This is a genomic window from Vibrio paracholerae (genome assembly GCF_037672085.1).
Classification (GTDB): Bacteria; Pseudomonadota; Gammaproteobacteria; order Enterobacterales; family Vibrionaceae; genus Vibrio; species Vibrio cholerae.
Map to the genome: position 1 here is coordinate 1,257,512 of NZ_JBBHLM010000002.1, position 24,694 is coordinate 1,282,205.

At 47.9% G+C, this 24,694-nt stretch carries 20 protein-coding genes; 9 read left to right on the forward strand and 11 right to left on the reverse strand.

Annotated elements, in window-relative coordinates:
* Positions 1-88 precede the first annotated feature (88 nt).
* From R4537_RS11110 to R4537_RS11120, 3 genes are all read right to left on the reverse strand, one after another.
* Positions 89-790, reverse strand: a complete 702-nt coding sequence (locus tag R4537_RS11110) for a 3'-5' exonuclease (protein WP_071179512.1) — start codon at positions 788-790, stop codon at positions 89-91.
* Positions 791-795: 5 nt separating this feature from the next.
* The gene (locus R4537_RS11115) at positions 796-2,685 is read right to left on the reverse strand and encodes a CBS domain-containing protein (RefSeq protein ID WP_071179513.1); all 1,890 of its coding nucleotides are present in this window, start codon (positions 2,683-2,685) and stop codon (positions 796-798) included.
* Positions 2,686-3,000: 315 nt separating this feature from the next.
* Complete coding sequence (locus tag R4537_RS11120; protein ID WP_032479957.1) at positions 3,001-4,191, reverse strand: amino acid aminotransferase; 1,191 nt, start codon at positions 4,189-4,191, stop codon at positions 3,001-3,003.
* Positions 4,192-4,713: 522 nt separating this feature from the next.
* On the opposite strand from R4537_RS11120, the gene thiD reads away from it, so the two are divergent.
* On the forward strand, positions 4,714-5,562 hold the full coding sequence (gene thiD, locus R4537_RS11125; RefSeq protein ID WP_071179514.1) for a bifunctional hydroxymethylpyrimidine kinase/phosphomethylpyrimidine kinase: 849 nt from the start codon (positions 4,714-4,716) through the stop codon (positions 5,560-5,562).
* A gap of 65 nt (positions 5,563-5,627) precedes the next feature.
* Here thiD and asnS read toward each other — a convergent pair whose 3' ends face one another.
* Both asnS and R4537_RS11135 read right to left on the reverse strand, forming a co-directional pair.
* Positions 5,628-7,028 (reverse strand): asparagine--tRNA ligase, encoded by a 1,401-nt coding sequence (gene asnS, locus R4537_RS11130; RefSeq protein ID WP_000220369.1) that lies wholly within the window; start codon positions 7,026-7,028, stop codon positions 5,628-5,630.
* 145 nt (positions 7,029-7,173) lie between these two features.
* Complete coding sequence (locus R4537_RS11135) at positions 7,174-8,805, reverse strand: methyl-accepting chemotaxis protein (RefSeq protein WP_071179515.1); 1,632 nt, start codon at positions 8,803-8,805, stop codon at positions 7,174-7,176.
* Positions 8,806-9,117: 312 nt separating this feature from the next.
* Between R4537_RS11135 and queD the strand changes: the two genes are divergently transcribed.
* Entirely contained in the window at positions 9,118-9,480 is a 363-nt protein-coding gene (gene queD, locus R4537_RS11140) for a 6-carboxytetrahydropterin synthase QueD (protein WP_000845982.1), read from the forward strand.
* An 88-nt stretch (positions 9,481-9,568) separates the two neighbouring features.
* Here queD and R4537_RS11145 read toward each other — a convergent pair whose 3' ends face one another.
* The 4 genes from R4537_RS11145 to pabB all read right to left on the reverse strand — a co-directional run bounded on the left by R4537_RS11145 (position 9,569) and on the right by pabB (position 14,888).
* Positions 9,569-10,930 carry an L-serine ammonia-lyase gene (locus R4537_RS11145; protein WP_000626428.1) on the reverse strand — a complete coding sequence of 454 codons (1,362 nt, stop codon included), beginning with the start codon at positions 10,928-10,930 and terminating at the stop codon, positions 9,569-9,571.
* A 92-nt stretch (positions 10,931-11,022) separates the two neighbouring features.
* The gene (locus tag R4537_RS11150; protein WP_001098619.1) at positions 11,023-12,276 is read right to left on the reverse strand and encodes an aromatic amino acid transport family protein; all 1,254 of its coding nucleotides are present in this window, start codon (positions 12,274-12,276) and stop codon (positions 11,023-11,025) included.
* A 298-nt stretch (positions 12,277-12,574) separates the two neighbouring features.
* A complete protein-coding gene (locus tag R4537_RS11155; protein ID WP_071179516.1) occupies positions 12,575-13,189 on the reverse strand; it encodes a CoA pyrophosphatase in 615 nt (204 codons plus the stop codon).
* A 322-nt stretch (positions 13,190-13,511) separates the two neighbouring features.
* Complete coding sequence (gene pabB / locus R4537_RS11160; protein WP_071179517.1) at positions 13,512-14,888, reverse strand: aminodeoxychorismate synthase component 1; 1,377 nt, start codon at positions 14,886-14,888, stop codon at positions 13,512-13,514.
* Positions 14,889-15,063: 175 nt separating this feature from the next.
* Here pabB and R4537_RS11165 point away from each other — a divergent pair, with 175 nt between their 5' ends.
* The 7 genes from R4537_RS11165 (at position 15,064) to R4537_RS11195 (ending at position 22,333) form a co-directional block, all read left to right on the forward strand.
* On the forward strand, positions 15,064-16,581 hold the full coding sequence (locus tag R4537_RS11165) for a fumarate hydratase (RefSeq protein WP_071179518.1): 1,518 nt from the start codon (positions 15,064-15,066) through the stop codon (positions 16,579-16,581).
* A 153-nt stretch (positions 16,582-16,734) separates the two neighbouring features.
* Positions 16,735-16,920, forward strand: a complete 186-nt coding sequence (locus tag R4537_RS11170; RefSeq protein WP_071179519.1) for a hypothetical protein — start codon at positions 16,735-16,737, stop codon at positions 16,918-16,920.
* 225 nt (positions 16,921-17,145) lie between these two features.
* The gene (locus tag R4537_RS11175; protein WP_001188975.1) at positions 17,146-18,519 is read left to right on the forward strand and encodes a YcjX family GTP-binding protein; all 1,374 of its coding nucleotides are present in this window, start codon (positions 17,146-17,148) and stop codon (positions 18,517-18,519) included.
* Positions 18,516-19,535, forward strand: a complete 1,020-nt coding sequence (locus tag R4537_RS11180; RefSeq protein WP_071179520.1) for a YcjF family protein — start codon at positions 18,516-18,518, stop codon at positions 19,533-19,535. Before R4537_RS11175 ends, R4537_RS11180 begins: the two co-directional genes overlap by 4 nt.
* 113 nt (positions 19,536-19,648) lie before the next feature.
* Positions 19,649-21,190, forward strand: coding sequence for a transcriptional regulator TyrR (tyrR, locus tag R4537_RS11185; protein WP_071179581.1), 1,542 nt, complete (start codon positions 19,649-19,651; stop codon positions 21,188-21,190).
* On the forward strand, positions 21,190-21,765 hold the full coding sequence (gene rimJ / locus R4537_RS11190; protein ID WP_001013812.1) for a ribosomal protein S5-alanine N-acetyltransferase: 576 nt from the start codon (positions 21,190-21,192) through the stop codon (positions 21,763-21,765). The genes tyrR and rimJ overlap by 1 nt, the downstream gene beginning before the upstream one ends.
* 94 nt (positions 21,766-21,859) lie before the next feature.
* The gene (locus tag R4537_RS11195; protein ID WP_071179521.1) at positions 21,860-22,333 is read left to right on the forward strand and encodes a DUF2947 domain-containing protein; all 474 of its coding nucleotides are present in this window, start codon (positions 21,860-21,862) and stop codon (positions 22,331-22,333) included.
* Between the two features lie 67 nt (positions 22,334-22,400).
* Here the strand turns inward: R4537_RS11195 and R4537_RS11200 are convergent, their stop codons facing one another.
* Positions 22,401-23,279, reverse strand: coding sequence for an EamA family transporter (locus R4537_RS11200; RefSeq protein ID WP_071179522.1), 879 nt, complete (start codon positions 23,277-23,279; stop codon positions 22,401-22,403).
* Between the two features lie 120 nt (positions 23,280-23,399).
* Positions 23,400-24,623 (reverse strand): alanine racemase, encoded by a 1,224-nt coding sequence (gene alr / locus R4537_RS11205; protein WP_071179523.1) that lies wholly within the window; start codon positions 24,621-24,623, stop codon positions 23,400-23,402.
* Between the last annotated feature and the right edge of the window lie 71 nt (positions 24,624-24,694).

A 24,694-nucleotide genomic window follows, 5' to 3' on the forward strand; every position in this document is an offset into this window, starting at 1 on the left:
ATGCGCTCCTTTTTCGTTCTTATGCATCTCGTCATTTCGAGTTTCGATTCGCGGTCAAAGACCTATATAGAGCTCTTAAGTACAGAGGCTAAAGCCACAGAGACTGAATGGCGGTGTGGGGGGGGAGATGGTGCGCGCACTGCGCTTGAAAAAGTTCTGCGGTCGCAATGGCATCCGTCAGTGCATGGTGAGGTGAGTAGGGCGGTAAGTGATAGCGTATCCGTGATTGCCCAAGGCGTATGGAGGGCAGAGGTCGACGTGTAATGTGTTGCCACAGCGAGCGTTGTTTATCCAGTAACTGACGTTCAATTTCTAATGTATCGATCACGGGAAATTCGATCGCCTCGCCCCATATATTCAGGCTACTCTGGCGCAAAAATTCACGTTCAATATGCCTAAAGTGTACGACGACAATCTTACCGTGTAACTCCTCGAGTAATTCTTTCAATACCTGTTCTGGATCTCGCGCCTGTTGTAACTCGGAGTGCGTGATCCCATGGAACACTATCGATTCCTCTTCAAATGGTTGAGAGGGTTTTACTAACCAGTACCGAGCTTGATTAAGAAAAATCCGTTGAGTAGTAAAAGGCACTAAACCGATACTCACAATGGCATCTTGCTCGGCATTCAGTCCCGTTGTTTCAAAATCGAGGGCAACCAGTGAGCACTGATGAATCGGTGTTGAGCCTTCAACCAGAGGTTGAGCATAAAAGCGTTGTAAACTGGATTGCCGAGCCTGCTGGGCTAAGTGAGCAAACCGAGCGGGCCAGTAAATCGCAGAATCGAACATGACGCTCACTTAAAATGTTGGTTGGCTTGGTAACGATACTTAAGATAATTCTGCCCGTTACTGAGGATCTGAAACGCATCTTTTAAGTTGCGTCGTTCAAAGTCCGAAAGATTTTCCGGCTCGATGCTGTTGTCGGCTTCACGCTCTTGTTCAACATCAATCGCTTGATGGCGAATCCGCACCATCGCGATGAATTCCAAGGCATCACGCAGATCTTTGCCTTTACCTTGCGGGAGCAATCCTGCTTCAATTACATCATCTAAACGTTCAAATGAGTTTTTAGCGCGTGAACCTGCGGCGAGGGCATGTACGCGGATCAAATCCGCCAGTGGTGCTGTCCCGCGACGTTTCAAATTGATGGAGTTGTTATGGCGTCCATCTTTTTCCATCACGAAATTCTTAAAAAAGCCCAGTGGCGGCGTGCGATTGAGCGCATTACGCGCCAAACAGGCTAAAAATCGCTGATTGCGTCTGGCGCGGCGTACAATGAAACCAGACAGTTGCTCGGCCCATTTGGTGCGTCCATAGACACCATCGAGATCAAAAAAAATCGACGCATTGAGCAGAGCTTGCGGGTTGGGATTATCAATCCAGTCAGCAAAGCAGGTTTCCCATTCTTTGCGAGTCATGCGCCATTGCGGATTGCTAGCCATGATATCACCGTCACACAATGGGTATCCGCAGCGGTCTAATCCCCTACACACCAACTCAGCAAATTGAGCAAAATAAGCACCATGCTGCTGCACATCGTAGCGATCATCTAAAATCAGAGCATTATCTTGATCGGTCACAATCAGTTGCTCATCGCGTCCCATCGAACCAAAGGCGACAAAACAGTAGGGTAGCGGCGCAGCACCCAGCTCGGCCTCGACTAATTCAATGATGCGCTGAGTGAAAGCGCGGCCAATGGTCGACATCGCAGTACCAATCATGTGTGAATTGGCGTCTTCGTTAACTAAACGTACGAAGCTTGCTTTGACTTCATTGGCGAGTTGAGCCAAATCATCCATGCACGTTTGCTGGTAGATACGACTGACTAAAAGCAATGAGTTTTGCGACTCATGGCGTACGATGTCGGTCATATCGATGATGCCAATCGGCTGCCTTTCTTTTAATACAGGGAGATGGTGAACGTTATTGCGTAGCATGGCGAGCATGGCTTCATAGACGTAAGCGTTATGATCCAGCGAGATGACCTCATGAGTCATGACTTGACTGACGGTCTGTGTGACATCCATACCTTGCGCCAAGACGCGTCGGCAGAGATCTCGTTCCGTGACAATGCCGACCACGGGCGTTGAGTCATCTTCTGTATCAAGCAGGATCTGGTGATCGAGGATCAGCAGCGCAGAGACGTTTTCATCTGCCATGCGCTGTGCCGCCTGTTGAATAGAGGCTTGTTTGTCTATCGCTGGCGCTTGACGTGTTAACAGCTGTTTGACTTTGCTGGTGATAAGATCATTTTGTTCTTTTTGTTTAGCAACGGTTTGACGCAAGCGTACGGCTTGCTCTACTTCAACAAAATCGGCAAAACTATCAAACTCTTGGTGTAAACGGTGAAAGAGCGCTTCAGGCAAACAGTACAGTAGCGTATCTTCAATTGCAGTGACCGCGAAAGACACTTGGTTACGCGTTAATAACCCCATTTGTCCAAATAGACTGCCTTCCGTCAGTCGATTGTACAGCTCACCATGACGTCGATAGACTTCGACCGCACCACTACGAACCAAATATAAATCACTGATGGCTTGTTTATAGCCAATAATCGGTGTGTCCTTACGAAAGTAGGCAATTTCAATTTGTTGAGCGATTTCTGGTAGTCGTTCGTTGGGTAAGGCATCAAAAGGTGGATGCTGTTGCAGGAATTGTTGAATCTCGATTAACTCGGCGTCCATGGAGGCTCCTATCGTTACAAACATGCGTTAGGCGATGTTTTTGGCGGTATGGCAGACCATACTACCTCAATTTATTGCCTTAGGGCTAATCGGAGCACGCAGAGAGAGGGAAAGGAGTCTATCTATACCCTTCCTACTTGAAGCTGCAGCGGTGTTGGCTACGTTCGTTCACCCCAATCACATAGTGTATCTATGCTCATGGGGAGGAACTCACTTGCCGCCTACCTGCAACTCCAAGTAGTTTGGGTATATGAACAGTAAAAAACAAAAACCGGCCATATTCCAGCCGGTTTAAGAGAGTCATTGACGATGCGATTACATCACCGCAGCAATGCCTTGGCACAATGGTAGCATGTTTGATTTGGTCATCCCCGCTACGCTGATGCGGCCAGAGCCGACGATATAGATACCCAACTCTGATTTGAGGCGTGCAACTTGCTCTTTGCTTAGGCCAGAGAAAGAGAACATGCCGTTTTGACGCTCGATAAAGCTAAAGTCAGCGTCTACACCCACTTCTTTCAATGTGTTAACGAAAAGTACGCGCATCTCTTGAATGCGTTCACGCATTTCCGCGACTTCGGCTTCCCATTCTGCACGTAATTCTGGATTGTTCAGAATGTAAGTGACGACGGCAGCACCGTGAGCTGGTGGGTTTGAGTAGATAGAGCGGATAATCGCTTTAACTTGTGAGAACGCCGTCTCTGCAACGGCCGTTGAAGGTGCAACCAGCGTGAATGCACCGACACGTTCGTTGTACAAGCCAAAGTTCTTTGAGAAAGAGCTGGCAACCAGAATCTCAGAGTTGTATTTCGCAAAAATACGTAGGCCAGCTGCGTCTTCTTCTACGCCTGAAGCAAAGCCTTGGTAAGCAAAGTCAAACAGAGGCAGTAAGCCTTTGTTTGCCACCAATTTCGCCAGTACTTCCCACTCTTGCTCTGTTGGGTCAATACCCGTTGGATTGTGGCAGCAGCCGTGCAGTAAAACCACATCGCCTTTCTCTGCCTGCTCTAAATCTGCCAGCATAGCGGCAAAATCTTTGTCTTTGGCTTTGGCATCATAATAAGCGTATTGCGTAGTTTCTAAGCCAGCGGCATTGAACACACCGTGATGGTTAGCCCAAGTCGGGTTACTGATCCAGACTTTCACATCGCCCAGTTGACGCTTAATAAATTCACCCGCCACACGCAGCGCACCAGTTCCACCAGGTGCTTGCGCTGTTTTTGCCAGTTTTTGTGTCACTATGTCCGAATTCGCGCCGAACAGCAGTTTTTGTACGGCTAAACCGTATTCAGCTGTCCCTTCAATCGTCAGATAAGATTTGGTTTTCTCTGACTCAAGCAGTGCAGCTTCCGCTTTCTTTACAGTAGCGAGAACTGGGGTTTCACCTGCTTCATTCTTATAAATACCTACACCGAGGTTAATTTTGTCGGTACGAGGGTCTTTTTTGAACTCTTCAGTTAAACCTAGGATAGGGTCAGCGGGAGCGGCAACGACTTTTTCGAACATAAAGCACATCCATGTCAAGTTAGGGTGGGAAGGGATGATTAAACTCATCAAAATTTACCGTATTTATACCTCCCGCGAATTCAGGTGACAACAGCACCTGAAAGAAAATATCGAAAAATTTTCACTTGGCTGAAAAATTGGGAATAGTTGTGCATTTTTTTATGTAATAGAACACCTTCATGGCTTTCGATATTCGTGAATACTGCTAAGATGCAACTTATAGTCGGGGAGCCTGAGAGCGTATATACCCTTCTTACTTGAAGCTGCAGCGGTGTTGGCTACGTTCGTTCACCCCAATCACATAGTTTATCTATGCTCATGGGGATGAACTCACTTGCCGCCTACCTGCAACTCCAAGTAGTTTGGGTATAACAACGTGCGAATCAAAGGCTGAGATCGCGTAGCGAGACCCGTTGAACCTGATTCAGTTAGGACTGACGTAGGGAACTATCCTCAACCGCTGGTATTGTCTCACCATTGATTTGCAGTTTGGGATCAGTTCCTGTTTTCACAGGAGCTTTTATGTCAACAATCTCTTCTATTCATACTCCCATAGTGCTGACTATCGCAGGCTCAGATAGCGGTGGTGGTGCTGGAATTCAAGCCGATATCAAAGCCATTTCAGCGACAGGGGGGTACGCCTGCTCAGTGATTACCGCGATTACCGCACAAAATACGCAGGGTGTTTCCGCCGTTTTTCCTTTGCCATCAACGGTGGTTGAGCAACAGTTAGACGCCGTGTTTAGCGATATTCCCGTCTTGGCAGTCAAAATTGGTATGTTGGCGGATGCCCCAATCATCGCTCTGGTTGCTAAGAAATTACGCCAATATCAACCGAAATGGATTGTGCTCGACCCAGTGATGATCTCAACCAGTGGCCATCATTTATTGGCGGCAGAGGCAGTCGAGACGTTAAAACGCGAGCTATTACCGTTAGCCAATCTCATTACGCCTAATCTGCCAGAAGCGGCGGTTTTAGTGGGGATGACGCAACAAGAATGGCAGCAGAATCCGCAGCAGGGTATTACCGCGCTTAGTCAGTTAAACACACCAGCGGTACTGCTCAAAGGCGGTCACGACCATCAGCAAGCCAACAGTGATGACTTACTGATTCAAAGTGGTGATAGTCGTCATTTCTGTGCGCCCCGTATTGCTACGAAGAATACGCATGGTACGGGCTGCTCACTCTCATCTGCGATCGCCTCATACTTAGCGCAGGGGGCTGAGTTAGTGGAAGCGGTGGATAAAGCCAAACAGTATATCCACCAAGCGATTGCGCATGCCGATCAATTGAGGATCGGCCAAGGTTATGGGCCGATACACCATTTTTATCTACTGCAAATAGCTAAAAGCCAGCAGAAAAGCCAATAAGAGTGAGCTTGAGGTATAAAAAAACCGTCTCGCTTGAGACGGTTTTTACATTCAACAGAGCGGAATTAGAAACTCGCGCTGCGTGGGGTACGTGGGAATGGGATCACGTCACGCACGTTGCCCATACCAGTGACGTAAGAGACTAGACGCTCGAAGCCCAGACCAAAGCCCGCGTGCGGCACTGTGCCGTAACGGCGCAGGTCGCGATACCAGTCCATGTGCTCAGGATCGATGCCAAATTCACGCATACGCGCATCAAGAATATCCAAACGCTCTTCACGCTGTGAACCGCCGATGATTTCACCAATGCCCGGTGCCAATACGTCCATCGCCGCAACAGTTTTGCCATCTTCGTTCATACGCATGTAGAAGGCTTTGATGTCTTTTGGATAGTTCTTCACGATAACCGGTGCTTTGAAGTGCTCTTCTGCAAGGAAACGCTCGTGCTCAGAAGCCAAATCAATGCCCCATTCAACAGGGAACTCAAACGTTTTGCCGCAGTTTTTCAGAATTTCAATCGCATCGGTGTAATCCACTTGTGCGAAATCTGAATCTACAAACTGTTCAAGACGGGCAATCACTTCGTTGTTGATACGATCGTTAAAGAACTCAAGATCGTCACGACGCTCTGCCAGTACGGCTTTGAACACGTACTTCAGCATGTCTTCAGCCAGTTTTGCTACAGTGTTCAGGTCAGCAAACGCAACTTCAGGTTCAACCATCCAGAATTCCGCCAAGTGACGGCTGGTGTTTGAGTTTTCCGCACGGAATGTTGGGCCGAAAGTGTACACTTTGCTGATCGCACAAGCGTAAGCTTCCGCGTTGAGTTGGCCTGATACGGTCAGGAAGGTTTCTTTACCAAAGAAGTCTTGGTTGTAATCCACTTTACCTGCATCAGTACGCGGCAGGTTTTCCATATCCAGCGTTGAAACGCGGAACATTTCACCTGCGCCTTCTGCATCAGAAGCGGTGATCAGTGGAGCTGAAACCCAGAAGTAACCTTGCTCATGGTAGAAACGGTGAATCGCTTGCGCCAAACAGTTACGAACACGCGCAACCGCACCGATCACGTTAGTACGTGGACGCAGGTGAGCCACTTCACGCAGATATTCAATTGAATGACGAGTTTTCGCCATTGGGTAAGTGTCGGCATCTTCAACCCAACCGACGACTTTTACGTCAGACGCAGCTAGCTCAAATGCTTGGCCTGAAGCTGGAGATTCAACAATCTTACCGGTTACTTCAACGGAACAGCCTGTAGTGAGCTTCAGAACTTCGTTGTCGTAATTATTGAGATTATTAGGAACCACGGCCTGAATCGGGTTGAAACAAGAGCCGTCATAGATGGCAAGAAACGAAATTCCAGCTTTGGAATCACGACGTGTGCGAATCCAGCCGCGAACAGTGACTTCACTGTCTACTGCGAGCTTGCCGCTGAGTACGTCATTTACAGGCGCGTAAGTCATGTTTATTACAGTCTCCGTTGAGATAAAAGACACCCCGATGCCATTTGCTGCATTCATTGCGCAAAAAATAGACGAAACATCGGGTTGTAGAGAGTTTTACAGATTCAACGGAACATATTACCTGTCAATTTGTCAGCTTCAACCTTTAATGTGGTTTCCGCGCAGAATTCTTAGCAATCAAAGTAAATTGATTCAGCAAGGATTCTAATTGTTGTGATAAATGTTCAAGATCGATGCTGATCTCACGCGTCTCACTTGCCGATTGTGATGTGTTGTTCGCGTGATGAGTGATGACTTCAACTTTATTCTGGATCTCATGACTGACTTCCGTCGTGCGTTTGGTCTGCTCTTGAATGCCCATAGCATGGCTTAGTACTTGCTGCATTTCGCTGACTACACGAGTCATGGCGGCAGAGAGTTCCTCCACTTCGGATGAGCGCTGATGCGCATGAGAGCAGACGTTATCTACAGAAGAGAGTGAGGCTTTGCTGTCACGCTGAAATCCCGCGATGATATTTTCAATATTGCCGGTGGCTTCCGTGGTGCGTGATGCAAGATGACGCACTTCATCTGCAACGACAGCAAAACCACGACCTTGTTCGCCCGCTCGCGCCGCCTCAATAGCGGCATTGAGCGCAAGTAAGTTAGTCTGCTCGGCAATGCCTTTGATCACGCCAAGAATGGACGATACTTGGCCAGTTTGATTATTTAATTCCACAATACGCTGTTTGACCGCCTCAATATCGCCCACCAGATTTTTGATATCTTCACTGGCTGCGTGTGCTTGCTTGGCACTTTGCTGAACAATACTGGTGGTGTGATTGATCAATTTAGACGCTTCTTCGGTAGCAAACTCAACTTGTTGCTGCTTACCTTGCATATCCGTGATGTTGGTTTGCACTTCTGCGGTTTCTTTTTGTTGATTGTTGGCCGCCTGATCGGTGACTTGCGCGACATTCGTAAGCTTTTTGGCTGAATCAGCAAGGGAATGGGAAGTGTCTTGCACTTGTTGCAAACTGTCTGACACCGTATCCATCAGTGAGTTGATGGATACCGACAGTTGTCCGAGTTCATCTTTTCTATCGTTTTCGAGTCGATGGGAAAGATCTTTACTTTTACTGACAGCACACATAAATGCCGATGTTTTTTGCAAAGGCAGAACGATAATTCTACGCATAAAAAACAGCGTCAACATAAAACCAAACAGCGCAATAACCGACATAATGCCGACACCAATAAGAGTGCGATGATTCACCATTTGCGTTAAGTGGTTAAGATTAAACTCAAGACGAATCACACCAAGCACTTCACCTTCCGGTGCGATATGGCAAGCTACGCAATTAGTTCCTCGGTAGTTTTCACTCGATTTCATTGGTAACGCGACCACGATGCCTTCCCCCCAATCGGATTGGTAGGGCTCTATAACCATTTCTCCTTGTAATGCCCGTTGATCAATTTCATCTTTAGGTTGTTGATCTGTGCTTCCTGGGCCATAAATCTTATTCAAAGAGGGCGCTCGAATGACGCGAACTTGTTCAATCCCATCTTGTGCTAATGCTTTTTGGCGTAGCGTCTCTTTTTGTGCCATGGTGCCAGTCAGCATCATCATATTCAGGCTATCAAAGTAGTTACTGGCTTTGTCGTGTAACTGCTCACTTAGCACGGAATGGATGAGATCTTTTTGCTGCCAATATTGATAAGAGGTTGAGCCCGCCAAAACTAAAGCAAACACGGTGATTAATGTGAGCAGCAATTTACTAAGAATGGATGAGTGCATGATAGTTTTGTAATTATAAGTGGCCCCGACTCATGTAAATATAGCGTTAATTCGCTAGGTGACAAACGTAGACCAATTGTTAGTGTGACCTTAACCAAAGTGTGAGTTTAAATATGAGGTATGACGCATACTCTTAGATGGTTGCACAACCTATCACGTTGATGAATCTCAGCTATTGCATTGATTATTGAGGGATGTTTTTCACAAGCTTGTGTGAGAGGTGCAAGTTGCCTGAATTATGTTTTGAATAGCCTTGTCTGAGCCGCTGAGATTTCTTAGTATTGCGGCTCTTTTTATGCCCCGAGAATGATGATGAAAACAGAATTATACAAAGAGTTTATGTTTGAGGCTGCTCACCACTTACCGCATGTACCAACTGGTCATAAGTGTGGTCGTTTACATGGACACTCTTTTTTAGTTCGTCTGTATGTTGAAGGTGAGGTTGATCCCCATACAGGTTGGGTTGTAGATTTTGCGGAAATTAAAGCCGCATTCAAACCGATTTATGATCGTCTCGATCACTATTATCTGAATGATATCGAAGGGTTAGAAAACCCAACCAGTGAAGTGTTGGCAAAGTGGATTTGGCAACAGCTCAAGCCCAGTTTACCGCTGCTGAGCAAAGTCGAGATTAAAGAAACTTGCACGGCGGGTTGTATTTATCGCGGTGAATAGCGCATTGATGTGAGATGTAATCTGATCATGCAAAGCATAAAAAAACGCCCGGATATCCGGGCGTTTTTGTAACCACAAAAGGTTCCGATTAACAGATCACTTTGATTGCCAAGCCACCCTGTGAGGTTTCACGGTACTTAGCATTCATGTCCTTGCCGGTTTCCAGCATGGTTTCAATCACTTTATCCAGTGAAACACGTGGGGCAGAGGAACGACGCAGCGCCATACGGGTCGAGTTGATCGCTTTCACGGCTGCAATGCCGTTACGCTCGATACATGGCACTTGTACTTGTCCTGCAACTGGGTCACAAGTCAAACCAAGGTTATGTTCCATCGCGATTTCAGCTGCCATACAGACTTGCTCTGGGCTACCGCCTAAAAGCTCAGCAAGACCGGCTGCTGCCATAGAGCAAGCGACACCCACTTCACCTTGACAGCCCACTTCCGCCCCAGAGATAGAGGCATTGCGCTTGTACAAACCACCAATCGCGCCAGAAGCGGCGAAGTAACGGATGTAGTCTTTCTCGGTCACGGTTTGGATGAATTTGTCGTAGTAGGCGAGTACCGCAGGAATAATGCCGCATGCACCGTTGGTTGGCGCAGTAACTACACGGCCACCTGCTGCGTTTTCCTCGTTAACCGCAAACGCATACATGTTTACCCAGTCAACCACCGCCATTGGATCGTTAGTGGTTTTTTCAGATGTGAGCAGTTGTTGGCGCAGCGCAGCAGCACGGCGTGGTACACGCAAAGGCCCAGGTAGGATACCTTCGGTGTTCATCCCGCGTTCCATACACTCACGCATGGTACGCCAAATGTTGGCGAAATAGGTGCGTACTTCTTCGTCAGAATGCATGGCTTTTTCGTTAGCCATAACAAGCGTGCTGATCGAAAGACCGCTTTCTTTACACTGATGCAGCAGCTCGTCAGCCGAACGGAAAGCGTAAGGCACTTGAATTAGAGATTCGTTCTCTTTGCCAAAGTTTTCTTCATCAACGATGAAACCACCACCGATAGAGTAGTAAGTTTTGCTGAAGATTTTCTCGTCGTTGATCCATGCGTGAATCTGCATGCCGTTTTCGTGCAAAGGCAGATTAGTGCGGTGGAAATTCATCCCACCTTCACGAGGGAAAGAGACGGTATGACAGTGCATACCAACAGGAAGACGTTCTGTTTCTTCTACACGAGCGATAAAGCTCGGAATCGAGTCGATATCCACTTTCTCTGGTGTATTACCTGCCAGACCCATGATGATAGCGATATCCGTGTGGTGACCTTTCCCTGTCAGTGATAGCGATCCATAAACGTCCACGGTGATTTTAGTGACGTCGCGCAATTTTCCCATTGAGCGTAGTTCGTCAATAAACTCTTTACCCGCTTTCATCGGTCCAACCGTGTGTGAACTTGAAGGACCAACACCGATTTTATAGATATCAAATACACTAATCATTTTGAATGCCTCAAAACTAAGCCCCCCTAAGGGTAGGGAGGCTTTTGGTATAGTTATGTTTTGTGTTTTAAGCTCATACGCAAAGGTAGAGATTAAAGAGCGCCGTAGATTACAGAACTAATCGCAGCCAAGCCACAAATAACTGTAAAAATCTGTACAGGTGCTGAAGTCTTGAACTTAGCCATTGCAGGCACTTTATGCATTGCAAATACAGGCAATAGGAACAAGATAGCAGCAATCATTGGTGCGCCCATGGTTTCGATCATATCGAGAATACTTGGGTTCACAATCGCCACAATCCAAGTGGTCAGTACGATAAAGCCGAGAGAGATTTTTTCAATCTTGCTGACTTGCATGTTGCTGCGTGATTTCACCAGACCCACCAGACCTTCATGAGCACCTAAGAAGTGACCGAAGTAGCTTGAGGTGATCGCTGCAAATGCCACGATTGGACCTAAGTAAGAGATGATTGGAGAGGCATGAGCGTTTGCTAAGTAAGATAAAACAGAGATGTTTTGCTCTTTGGCCATGGCTAGCTGCTCTGGAGAGAGAGAAAGCACGACCGAGAAAACAAAGAACATCACAAAGCCCATCAGCATCATGGCTGCACCGCCAGTGATCATGTCAGTTTTCTGTACTGCCTTGTCACCAAACTCTTGACGTTGCACTTTAGAGAATTGAGAAATGATTGGACTGTGGTTAAAAGAGAACACGATGATTGGAATGGCAAGCCATACTACTGTTGGAAGCGTTGACCAGTCTGGTGCAACTTCCATCATAGAGGTATTCCAATCTGGGATCAGGTAGAAAGAGAGTGCCAATAGGATAAATACCAGAGGGTAAACCATGGCAGAAGTCGCTTTCAGCATTAGCTCCTTACCAAATACCACACCCGCGGTCATCACGGTGATCAGTGCGCCAGACAGCAACCAGCGAGGAATTGATTCCATACCGATTTGGTTGACGAGGAAAGAATCCACCGTGTTAGTGATGCCCACACCGTAGATCAGAACGATAGGATAGATGGCGAAAAAGTAAGCAAAAGTAATAAGGTTAGCGCCAGCTTTACCAAAATGTTCTTCAACCGTGTCAGTGATGTCTGCATCAGGATTTTTTGCAGATAATACGAAACGAGCGAGAGACTTGTGTGCAAACCAAGTCATTGGGGCGGCAATCAGTGCGAGAAGAACTAATGGCCAGAAGCCACCCGCACCCGCTTTGATTGGTAGGAACAGGACACCTGCACCAACCGCTGTACCGAAAAGGGACAGAGCCCAGGTGAAATCTTTATAGGTCCACTTGCTAGCAGAACGTGCTGTAGAAGTAGCCGCTGTTGTAGTATTCATATGTTTTTACTCATTTTGGGAACAGGAAATAAGTCGGAGCGCATTTTTGCACATTTTTCACATAAGAAAACTAGATCTAAATCATGATTGGTTGTACTTATTGAAACTTCTATCAAAAACCTATTTTTGATCACGAAATTGGCGTGCCACATGTGAGAATTGTTAATGGCTTGGATCAGGTTTAGTTATGTTTGCGTGAAAAATTCTCAGTGAATGGTCAGGAAAACGTTTGCTTGTCTTTTTGATTAGATTTTCTAATGATTTGTATTGCCTTGCCCAAAGTGAGAAAAATAGGCCTTCAAACTAACTCATTGTAATTAATAAATTGTTTTTGAAGGGATTGGATGATTTGTGCGGTCATACCCCATATAAAATGTTGTTTATAGGAGAGGGCGAACAGTTTATGACGGTGGTTTTTTAACTGAAAAGTCCCGCTGTGGATCTTTTTTCGATCAAGCAAAAAACTCATCGGCACTTCAAACACTTCATCAACTTCGTTGTGATCGAGCTGAATCGGGTAGTCGGATTCGACAAAAGCTAAAAAAGGCGTCACGGCAAATTGGCTTACGGTCACTAACTCAGGCAGCTGACCAACAATACGAATTTTCTCTTCTGGGATGCCAATCTCTTCTCGTGCTTCTCGCTTTGCCGTCTGCTGTAACGAGTGGTCGCTCTCTTCGTACTTTCCGCCGGGAAAACTGATTTGCCCGGGGTGATGCCTCAAATGCGCTGCGCGCTTGGTCATGATCACTTGTAGGCCTTGCGGGCGTTCTACTACGCCAATCAATACCGACGCTTTACGTAGCTTCTCTGGCGCTAAATGTGCGACGCGCCGCAAGCTTTCCTGAGGATAGGCGGCGGGTAAATGGAGCTGAAACTGCTGGATAAACTCGTGACGGCTAATGTTTTGCAAAGCAGACCTCTATACTGTGATTAACGTATAACACCTGTTATATACCCTTCCTACTTGAAGTTGCAGCGGTGTTGGCTACGTTCGTTCACCCCAATCACATAGTGTATCTATGCTCATGGGGATTTACTCATTTGCCGCCTACCTGCAACTCCAAGTTGTTTGGGTATAGCGTGTTTCATAACAATGCGCTGTCGGTTACTGCACATTTGCCGGATATGATATCCCCTTTCTACCGACTTGACGCTGTAAGTAGGAAGGGGATGGCTTGAGAAGAAAACCGCCAACGAGCATTGGCGGTGCTGACGGTGGTTCAAACTGAGAGTTAGGATTCTAGGGTTGGAAGAATTCGGCTTAACTTATCTAGCGTTTCTTGATACTCCGCAGCTCCTTCGCTGTCAGCCACCAAGCCGCCACCCGCCCAAGCATAAAGTTGCTGCTGATAGGCAACCAAAGTACGAATGGTGATGCTGGTATCCATTTTTCCATGACGGCTGAGATAGCCAATTGAGCCACAATAAGCGCTACGGCGATGCGGCTCGAGCTCTTCAATGATTTCCATTGCCCGCACCTTGGGCGCTCCCGTAATCGAACCGCCGGGAAAACAGGCGCGTAACAGATCGGCGGCTTGGTATTGCTCATCCAGTGTTGCACGAATCGTGCTCACCAGATGGTGCACGGCGGGAAAGCTCTCGACATCAAACAACTTAGGTACATGCACGCTACCCGGCTTTGCCACACGACCAATATCATTACGCAGCAGATCGACAATCATTAAATTCTCGGCCTGATCTTTTTCTGCGCTGACTAAATCTTGCTTGAGTAGGGCATCTTGTTGCTTGTCGGCATGGCGTGGACGTGTGCCTTTGATCGGTTTGGTTTCAATCACTCGATCGCAAACTTGCAGAAAACGTTCTGGAGATACACTCAAAATTGCGCCTTGCGGCAAACGCAAAAAGGCGGAGAAGGGCGCTTGGTTACCTTTTTCCAGCTTCAAATATGCTTGCCATTCACTACCGGTGTAGTGAGCCTGAAAACGCTGCGCGAGGTTGATCTGGTAACAGTCTCCCGAGCGTAAATACGCCTGCACACGAGCAAATTTATCTTGATAGGCGGTATAGCTCATATTGGATCGCCAAGGCGATGTGAGAGCAAAGTCAGTTACTTCGCTTGGCTTTATCGCCTCTTGTTGGTTTAACCAACCCCAAGCGTCTTCAACATTTTGTCCGACCAATTGCGCGGTGTGCTGTTGGTGATCGACCACGAGCGCCCAAGAATAGATGCCCACGGCCATATCGGGCATAGCAATGTCTTGTTCTGCCAAGCTAGGGAGGACTTCGACTCGGCGTCCTAAATCATAGGCAAAATACCCCAGAGCACCGCCAACAAAAGGTAACTCCGACGCATCAGTCACTTGAGGAAGATACTGCTCTTGGATGTCAGCAAGAAGCGCAAAAGGATCTTTTAGTGACAATGTCACGCCGTTCTGAGCGTGAATTTCAGTTTCATCACCAAAAGTCACTAAAGTGGCGAAAGGATTGGCGACCAGAATATCAAAGCGGCTATCCATATGGGTGGTAGACGCGGAGCGCAGCAGCATTGCCCAAGGTTGCTGCTCAATAGATGTAAAAAATTGTTTAGCAATATCAGGATGATAAGTTAATTTTTTGTGTTCAATTGACAAAATTTGGTTGTTATTCATTTGTGTAATTTGTGACAGAGAAACCGTTCATTGCGTAGCATCGCAGGGAAAGCAAGAGTATCATAAAAATCTCATACAAAGCTGCTACTTAAAGAGTGAGCGTCTCCTTCGGTTTTGGAAGCAGTAATTCACCCAAGTCGCAGTACACGGAAGCATAACAATAACGAGGCGAGCAATGACGGTAATACGCAAGCAAGATGTGATCAGCAGTGTCGCTGATGCGCTGCAGTACATCTCCTACTACCACCCATTAGACTTTGTAAAAGCCCTAGAAAAAGCCTACCAACGTGAAGAAAGCCAAGCGGCGAAAGATTCGATAGCGCAGATTTTGATCAACTCGCGCATGTCTGCAGAAGGCCACCGCCCCATTTGTCAGGATACGGGTATTGTCACTTGTTTCGTCAATATTGGTATGGGCGTGCAATGGGATTCGACCGACATGACGGTGCAGCAGATGGTGGATGAGGGCGTGCGCCAAGCGTACACCAACCCAGATAACCCACTGCGTGCTTCAGTATTGATGGATCCTGCGGGCAAGCGCATCAATACCAAAGACAATACCCCAGCTGTGGTGCACATCAATATGGTGCCTGGCGATAAAGTGGATATTCAAATTGCGGCCAAAGGTGGCGGCAGTGAAAACAAAACCAAGATGGTGATGCTCAATCCATCAGATGATGTTGCGGAATGGGTAGAAAAAACCGTACCCTTGATGGGCGCGGGCTGGTGTCCACCGGGCATGCTTGGCATTGGTATTGGTGGTACGGCGGAAAAAGCGGCCGTCCTCGCCAAAGAAGCCTTGATGGAACACATTGATATTCATGAGCTTATCGAGCGTGGTGCGCAAAATGCGGAAGAAGAGCTGCGTTTAGACATTTTCAACCGTGTGAATAAGCTCGGTATTGGCGCGCAAGGTCTTGGCGGTTTGACCACAGTGGTTGATGTGAAAATCAAATCGGCACCGACACATGCCGCTTCTAAGCCTGTCTGCATGATACCCAACTGTGCGGCGACACGCCACGTGCATTTCACACTCGATGGCAGCGGCCCTGCGCAGTTAACACCGCCTAAGTTAGAAGATTGGCCACAAATCACTTGGGAAGCGGGCGCGAATACGCGTCGTGTCAATCTTGATAACATCACCCGTGAAGAGATCCAAACGTGGAAAACCGGTGAAACGGTTCTGCTGTCTGGCAAGATTCTCACTGGTCGTGACGCCGCCCATAAACGCATTCAAACCATGCTGCAAAAAGGCGAAAAATTGCCTGACGGTGTCGATTTGAAAGACAAGTTCATTTACTACGTAGGTCCTGTGGACGCAGTAGGCGATGAAGTGGTTGGCCCTGCAGGCCCTACAACTTCAACTCGTATGGACAAGTTTACCGACATGATGCTTGAAGAGGTCGGCGTCATGGGCATGATCGGTAAAGCTGAGCGCGGCCCAGCTACCGTTGAATCGATCAAAAAACACAAAGCTGTTTATTTGATGGCAGTGGGTGGTGCAGCTTACTTAGTGGCGAAAGCGATCAAGAAAGCTCGTGTAGTCGCGTTTGAAGACTTAGGCATGGAGGCAATCTACGAATTTGAAGTCGAAGATATGCCAGTCACTGTTGCTGTGGATTCAACGGGCGCGAATGCGCACCAAATCGGCCCAGATACTTGGCGGGTCAAAATCGCTGAAGCGGCCAAGTAAAGGCTTGCCTCTCTCTTCTGTGCGAGGAACTTGGCAAAAAAATGACAAAGGTGCACGTAAGTTGCACCTTTTTAATAGGATACCTTTCCTACTCGAAGCTGTAGTTTTGGTATACAATTCATTTCGTTATCGATAGGTCAGGAGTTAGTAGGCATGCCTCGTTTTATTCAGATTCTACAAATCATTATGGCTGTGGTGATCGGTGCTGTGGTCGGTTACGACCTTATTTTGAACGGTATCAGCATTTTTAATGATAAATACGTCACCATCACCTGCGGTTTATTTGTGCTGCTTGAGATCGCACTGTTTGTCATCTACAAACTGATCGAAGAAGATTAATCCCTCTTATCGCTCCTGTGACTTGAATGGCTTATAGACAGGAGCGAGCCATTACCCATTGTTATTTTGCTCTGTGCCTAGTACTTAGCTGAGCAAAAGCGATACCCGAATAACTTGGCGTTTCAGGTAGTCAGCACTGCTGCCACTTTAAGTAGGAAGGGTATATTCATCTCACATTAAGCTTGAGCTTATTAAGCTGTGCGAAATCCTGATTTGGAGTGAACAATGCAGCGTATTCGTCAAGAAATGAGCGATTTTATCCATCGTGGCCTCGATTCCCATGTCCGTCTTGCGGTGACGGGACTTTCGCGAGCAGGTAAAACGGCGTTTATTACTTCACTGGTCAATCAACTTTTGCATACGTCCAGCCATCATAATCTCCCTCTGTTAGCGGCGGATCGTGAGCAGCGCTTGATTGGTGCAAAGCGTGTCCCGCAAAGCAACATGATGGTGCCACGCTTTGCCTATGATGAAGCGTTAACCGAGTTGCAAAGCAGCCCTGCAAACTGGCCTGTGCCAACCCGAGATGTGAGCGAAATTCGTTTGGCGATCAAATACAAGCCGAAAAAACGCAGCAAAAAGCTACTCACCAGTAGTGCAACTCTCTATCTCGACATTATTGACTATCCCGGAGAGTGGTTGCTGGATTTACCGCTATTAGAGATGGATTACGCCACTTGGTCAGCACAGCAATTTCATGCTCTGCATGGGTTACGCAAAGAGCTCGCTAAGCCTTGGTGTGACGCTGTGGAGCAGCTTGATCTTCACCAAGAAGCCAATGAGCAAACCTTGGCGGCGATTGCCGCGAGTTACACCGACTATCTGCATCAATGTAAAGCCAGTGGGCTGCATTGGGTTCAGCCGGGACGATTTGTGTTGCCAGGGGAGCTGGAAGGTGCGCCTGTGCTGCAATTTTTCCCGTGTCATGCGCCGCAGGGCTCAGTGAGCAAGCAGAGCTATTACGCTTTGCTGCAAGCGCGCTATCAGGAGTACCAAAACAAGGTGGTAAAAGCCTTTTATAAGGACTATTTCGCGACGTTTGATCGCCAGATTGTGTTGGTGGATTGCTTATCGCCGCTCAATGTAGGGCACGAATCGTTTTTGGATATGCGCAGCGCGCTGGAGCAAATCATGCACAGTTTCCGCTATGGGCGCAGTGGTTTGCTCAGCCGTTTATTTGCACCCAAAATCGATAAAGTCGTCTTTGCGGCCACTAAGGCTGACCATGTGACACCGGAGCAGCATGTCAATATGGTTTCTCTATTGCAGCAGATGATCCATCCGGCTTGGCAGCATGCAGCCTATGAAAATATTGAAATGAACTGCATCAGCATGGCTTCGGTGCGCGCTACGCAATCGGGTTACATCATGCAGGGAGAGCAGAAGGTGGCGGCGATTCAAGGTGTCACACTGGAAGGTGAATCCATCACGCTCTTTCCCGGTGAGGTGCCACGCAAACTGCCAGATCCCGATTATTGGCAGCGTCAGGCGTTTGATTTTACGGCGTTTCGTCCACTGCCCACAGCTATGGATGAGCCATGCCAGCACATTCGAGTCGATAAAGCCCTCGACATTCTGATTGGAGATAAACTGCGATGAGCGATCTTAAAACCAAACAGATTTTTAGCGAGCCACTGCAAGGTAGCTTAGAAACGCCGAGTTTGACGGCTCAGCAGCAGTTCAGCGCACAAGAAAAGTTTGTGCCCATGAACATGGAAGAGCCAGCAGAAGAGGCATTGGAAGCTGAGCTCGACACCATCATTCGCCCCAGCAAAGGGCGCAAATGGTTTGCCGGTGGCTTGTTTGCGGCTTTCAGTGGTTTGGTCGCATGGCAGGCTATCGATAGCGTGGTACAAGCTATTCAACATTCGGACTGGCTCAGCCTAGGATGGGTGGGATTTGTCAGTGCTTTGGCGACGTTAGGGTTAGGCGCTATCGCGAAAGAGTTGTGGAAACTGCGTCGTCTACGTCAACATTTTAGTGTTCAAGAACAAGCGCAAATCTTGATGGAGAATGATGCAGTTGGCCAAGGTCAAGCGTTCTGTGAGCAGATAGCCAAACAAGGTAAAGTGGATAAGCAGGGCTACCAACGTTGGCTATCGGCACTCAATAGCAGCCACAGTGACGCAGAAATTCTCGACCTGTACGATGCGCTGGTGGTGGGGGAGCAAGATAAACAAGCCAGTCAAATTGTGAGTCGTTATGCGACTGAAGCGGCCGCATTAGTGGCGATTAGCCCACTCGCGATTGCTGATATGTTGCTGGTGGCTTGGCGTAACTTTTCCATGGTGGATCAACTGGCAAAAGTGTATGGCGTTGAACTCGGTTACTGGTCACGCATAAAACTGTTTAAAGCCGTATTGCTCAACATGGCGTTAGCGGGGGCGAGTGAATTGGCTGTTGATGCCAGCGTGGATCTGTTTTCCATGGACTTGGCTGGACGCCTTTCTGCCCGTGCAGGGCAGGGTGTAGGCGTGGGTATTCTGACGGCGCGTTTGGGCATTAAAGCGGTAGGGTTGCTGCGTCCACTGCCATGGCACCCCGATCGCCAACTCAAACTGAGTGCGGTTCGTAAGCAAGTCGTGAGTAAAGTGGCTGCTTTGCTCGCCAAATAACCTTTCATTCTCGGAAACTGCGATCCGTTATCACGGATCGCTTGACGCCGATCTGGGCTTGGGCGAAACTACTGTCAACTTTTCGTGACACTTTCAAACAGGATCCTATTAAAGTGCGTCTTGAAGTCCTCTGTGAAGACCGATTAGGTCTGACTCGCGAGTTACTGGATATTCTCGCCTCCAAAAGCATCGATCTGCGAGGGATCGAAATCGATGTGATCGGTATTATTTACCTCAATTGTCCTGATATTGATTTTGAAACCTTCAGTGAACTGATGGCGGAAATTCGCCGCATTCCCGGGGTGAAAGATGTCCGTAAAATCCAGTTTATGCCGATTGAACGGCACAACACCGAATTGATTTCTCTGCTCAATAACTTGCCTGATGCGGTATTGGCGATCAACCTCAAAGGCGCGGTGGATATGGCTAACCACGCTGCGGCTGCATTGTTCAATCGTGAAGAATCCAGCATGATTGGCCAGCAAATTTCAGCTTTGATGCCCGTTTTCAACTTCACACGTTGGCTGGAAGGCAGTAAGTCTCGTCTGCGTGAAGATGTGGTCTTGGATGGACTGGATTATGTGATGGAAATCATGCCCGTCTACATTTCGAGCGATGCCAAACAATCCACCTTAGCCAGTGCGATGATGATGTTACGTGCTGCGAATACGGGATTGACTAGCACAACTCAAATCCCACTACAGAGCAACTTAGGCTTTGAACATTTTGTGGGTGTTTCGAATCGACACAAAAGCCTGATGAGCCAAGCGAAAAAATTGGCCATGCTTGATCAACCTCTGCTGATTGAAGGGGAAACCGGCACAGGTAAAGAGATGCTCGCTAAGGCGTGCCATAACCGTTCGGATCGTTCTTCTGCACCCTTTTTGGTACTGAGCTGCGCGTCAATGCCGGATGATGTGGCCGAAACCGAATTGTTTGGTCATGCGCCGGGCTCTTTTAATCATCAACAAGGTCATAAAGGCATCTTTGAGCAAGCCAATGGTGGCACTGTATTTCTGGATGAAATTGGTGAAATGAGTCCACATTTGCAAATTAAGCTACTGCGCTTTTTGCAAGATGGTACTTTCCGCCGTGTCGGGGAGGAGCATGAAATCCACGTGGATGTGCGTGTGATTGCCTCTACACGTCATAACTTAGCGGATTTGGCCGAGTCGCGCCGTTTTCGAGAGGACCTGTTCTACCGCCTCAATGTCTTGACGCTGCGTATTCCACCTCTGCGTGAACGCCCAAGTGATGTACAGCCGCTGCTTGAACTCTTCATCACCAAACACTGTAACAAGTTGGGTATGCTCAAACCTAAGTTGACCGACGATCTGCTGGATAAACTCAGTCAGTATCAGTGGCCGGGCAATATGCGCCAACTGGACAATATGGTGCTGCGAGCCTTAACTGAAATTGAAGGGGATGTGCTGGGTATTGAACCGTTCCACCTACCGCAAGTGGACAGCGTAAGTTCTGCGCCTAGCATCAACCTCGATGGTTCGCTCGACGACATCATGAAGGAGTACGAATCGCAAGTGTTGGATCGTCTGTTCCAATCTTTTCCTTCCAGTCGTAAGTTGGCGAAAAGACTCAATGTTTCTCACACGTCGATCGCGAATAAGCTGAGGGATTATGGAATAAGGAAGCGCTGATGAATGGATTAAACAGCGAATGCCATTTCTATCAAACCGATGGTGACATTGTTGTACGCTGCGCGCAAATCAACGACGCCGAGCGTTTAAGCCAGTATTTTGTGGATAACCGAAGCCACTTGATTGAGTGGGAGCCAAGGCGTGAAGCTGAGTTTTTTACTGAGTCCGGCTGGCTGCAAAGGCTGATTAAGCTCAATGAATTGCACAAAATGAAGCTCGGTTACTATCTACTGATTTTGGATGCGAAAAATGATGCCATGTTAGGCACCATCTCATTTAGCAATATTATCCGCTTCCCATTCCATGCGTGTAATGTCGGTTACTCGTTGGCCTATGAGGCGCAAGGCAAAGGGATCATGACGCGTGCTTTGACGATGGCTTGTCAATACATGTTTAGCGAGCACAACATGCATCGCATAATGGCTTCTTACATTCCGCACAATAAACGCAGTGAAAATGTGCTCAAACGCGTGGGTTTCGTGCTTGAGGGCCACGCTAAAGATTACTTACTGATCAACGGTAAATGGGAAGACCACAACCTGACTTCGCTGATCAATCCCAATTGGAAAGAATAACCCGTTCGGCGATACCCAAACCCTTTGGGAGTACGCAAAACACATTATTGAACAAGCAAGCTAAAACGGCTGGCTGAAAGTTTAAGGATACTCAATGTCTTATTTGCCTTTGGAGAAATACCAAAGAAAATGGATTTTTACCCATGCGTCGATGCCAGTGCCTGAAGCCGATCTGGCACAGATCAAACCCATGGAGCCGTTGCGCGCGGCGCAATTTTGGAAAGAGAACATCAGTGACATGAGCCCTGATGCTGAGCGTTTGAGCTCTCACGACTGGCCACGCAAAGCCAATAGCTGGTCTGGTGAGACAGGCTGGATGGCGGAGTGGGAGAGCGATGAACCAGAACTGCCGGAAGCATTGGCAGCCCATCTGCCATGGCAAGATGATGTGACGGTATATTTCTGTTACGAGAAATACAATGTGCTGGAAACCAAATGGTCAGTGTTTAAGCGCCATTGGAAGAACTTCCTGTTTTACGATGATGGCCCATTTTTGCTGGGCCGCCGGCGTAAAGAAGCGCTCTGGTTTAGTAGCGAAGGCAAAGTAAAACTCGGACAACGCCCATAAAAAATCCGGCTTCGGCCGGATTTTTCTCTTCTTATCGCTTTCTTTCCTATGACTGACCGCGATGCTTTTACTCTTGAGTCACTTTAGTCGGTGATTTCGCCGCGGACAAGGTAGAGCCCATGGACGCAGTAATGATCATAAAAATCGCTAGCCACTGGCTCCATTGTAGGGTTTCACTCAAAATGGCTAACCCCGCCATCGCGGCAATCGCAGGCTCTAAGCTCATTAATACACTGAAATGCTGTGTAGAGAGTCGGCTGAGTGCCACCATCTCTAGGCTATAAGGTAGGGCGCTCGACATTACGGCGACCAGCAGTGCCATCGGCAGAATCGACCAGCTAAAAATCGAGGCTTCGGCCAATTGAGTGGCGATTGGGAAATAGATGACTGCGGCAACCAGCATCCCAATCGAAACCGTCATACCGCCTGAGCCTACGCTGCCAGCACGTTGTCCGAACCAGATGTAGCCAGCCCAAAAACCGCCAGCAATTAATGCGAGCGCAACGCCAATCGGATCTAACGCATCAACGCCGTTCATATCCGGTAATAAGAACACAATACCGAGAATGGCCAACGCAACCCATATCAGATCTTTCTTGCGCTTAGAGGAGAGTAAGGCGAGCAGCAGTGGGCCTGAAAATTCTAACGCGACCCCAATACCCAATGGAATACGTTCGATAGCGAAGTAAAAACTCAGCTGCATCCCACCCAAACTTGCACCATAAATGCACATAGAGCGCCATTGTGGCCAACTGAGGCGGGCACGCCAAGGACGGAAAATCAGCATTAAAATCAGCGCAGAGAGGCTGATGCGTAGCGCTACTGTACCGCCCGGGCCGACCAGTGGAAACAACTGTTTAGCAATCGACGCTCCAGATTGGATGGTGATCATAGCGGCGAGCAAGCTAAGAATAGCAATGAGTAAAGGAGATTTTATTGTTGGCATAAATAATGAAAAACTCAGCAGAAAGTGCGAAGAGATTATGCCGTAAAAAGGTCTGCGGAGATAGGTGGGCGTATGCGCCCACCTCGATTGGGTGGTTTCTCCAAGTTGTTTGGGTATAGCTTATTTCACGTAGAAACGTGGGTTGCTGGTTCCCCACAGCGTATACAATTCAGGGAAAATCAGCTCAGCGTTGTTTTCCATCTCACTGACCGCGATGCTTTGTTTCTGCTGCTGACCAAACAGAACCACTTCTTGACTGGGGAGCACGCCCTTAATCTCGGTGACATCAACCACTGTGGTGTTCATCGAGGTCACTCCCACGACTTTGGCGCGTTGGCCATTGATCAGTACTTCGGCTTTATTGCCCATTTTACGTGGGTAACCATCAGAATAACCCACAGGCAGGTTCGCCAGTACACTGTCACGGCTGGTAGTAAAAGTACTGTCATAACCCACAGTTGAGCCCTTTGGCACATGGTGCAGCGAAGACACGCGTGTTTTGAAAGAAACAATCGATGGGTATTCAGGGTTGGTTGGCAAATCGCCGAACAACACGCCACCCGGACGAACCATGTCCAACTGTGCTTCTGGCACATTGAGCGCGGTGTATGAGTTCGCGACATGCAGTGTGATCTCTTCACGTTTCAAATTGGCTTGTTGCATTAGCCAAGTTGAGCTCTCTTTGAATTGAGCCAGTTTTGCGCGCACTTCGTCCGCATTGTAATTCGGGAAGTGGGTCATAATGCCAACGACACTCAACGAAGGTTGAGTCGCAATAGAGACGGCTTCTTTCTTGCCTGCTTCCGTGGTCATATCAATGCCGTTACGGCCCATGCCGCCGTCATTCAGCGCAATGTGGACTTTGATCGTTTTACCACTTTGTTTGGCAAGCTCCGCCAGATCGAGGGCTTGTTGGTGGGTACCAATCAGCTCTTCGATATTGAGATCAAGCACCGCGGACATTTCACTTAGGCTGGCAGAGCGCACACGGATCAGTTCACCTTTAAAGCCACTTTCACGCACCGCACGCGCCTCTGCATTACTTGCCACCCCCACACAAGGAATACCTTGCGCGATAATGGTCGGCATTAAACCACGGATACCGTTACCGTAAGCGTCGGCTTTCATGATGGCGCAAATTTTGGTGTTGGCGTTCATGTGTGATTTGAATTGTTCAATGTTGCTTTGAAATTGGCCTACGCTAATCTCCAGCCAAGCATTACTTTGCTGAATTTGAGCGGCATCCGGTAAAGCGGTGTCGATGTGTAATGGCGCAGCAGAGAGAGAGAAAGAAGGCAAAGTCGCCGCGATAGAGAGAGAAAGCAGCGTGGCTTTAAAATGCATGATATCTCCTGTGGTTATCATTGATTGAACGTTGCTCTTGCGACTGAGAAGCGGCTGCTTCAAGTCGCAAG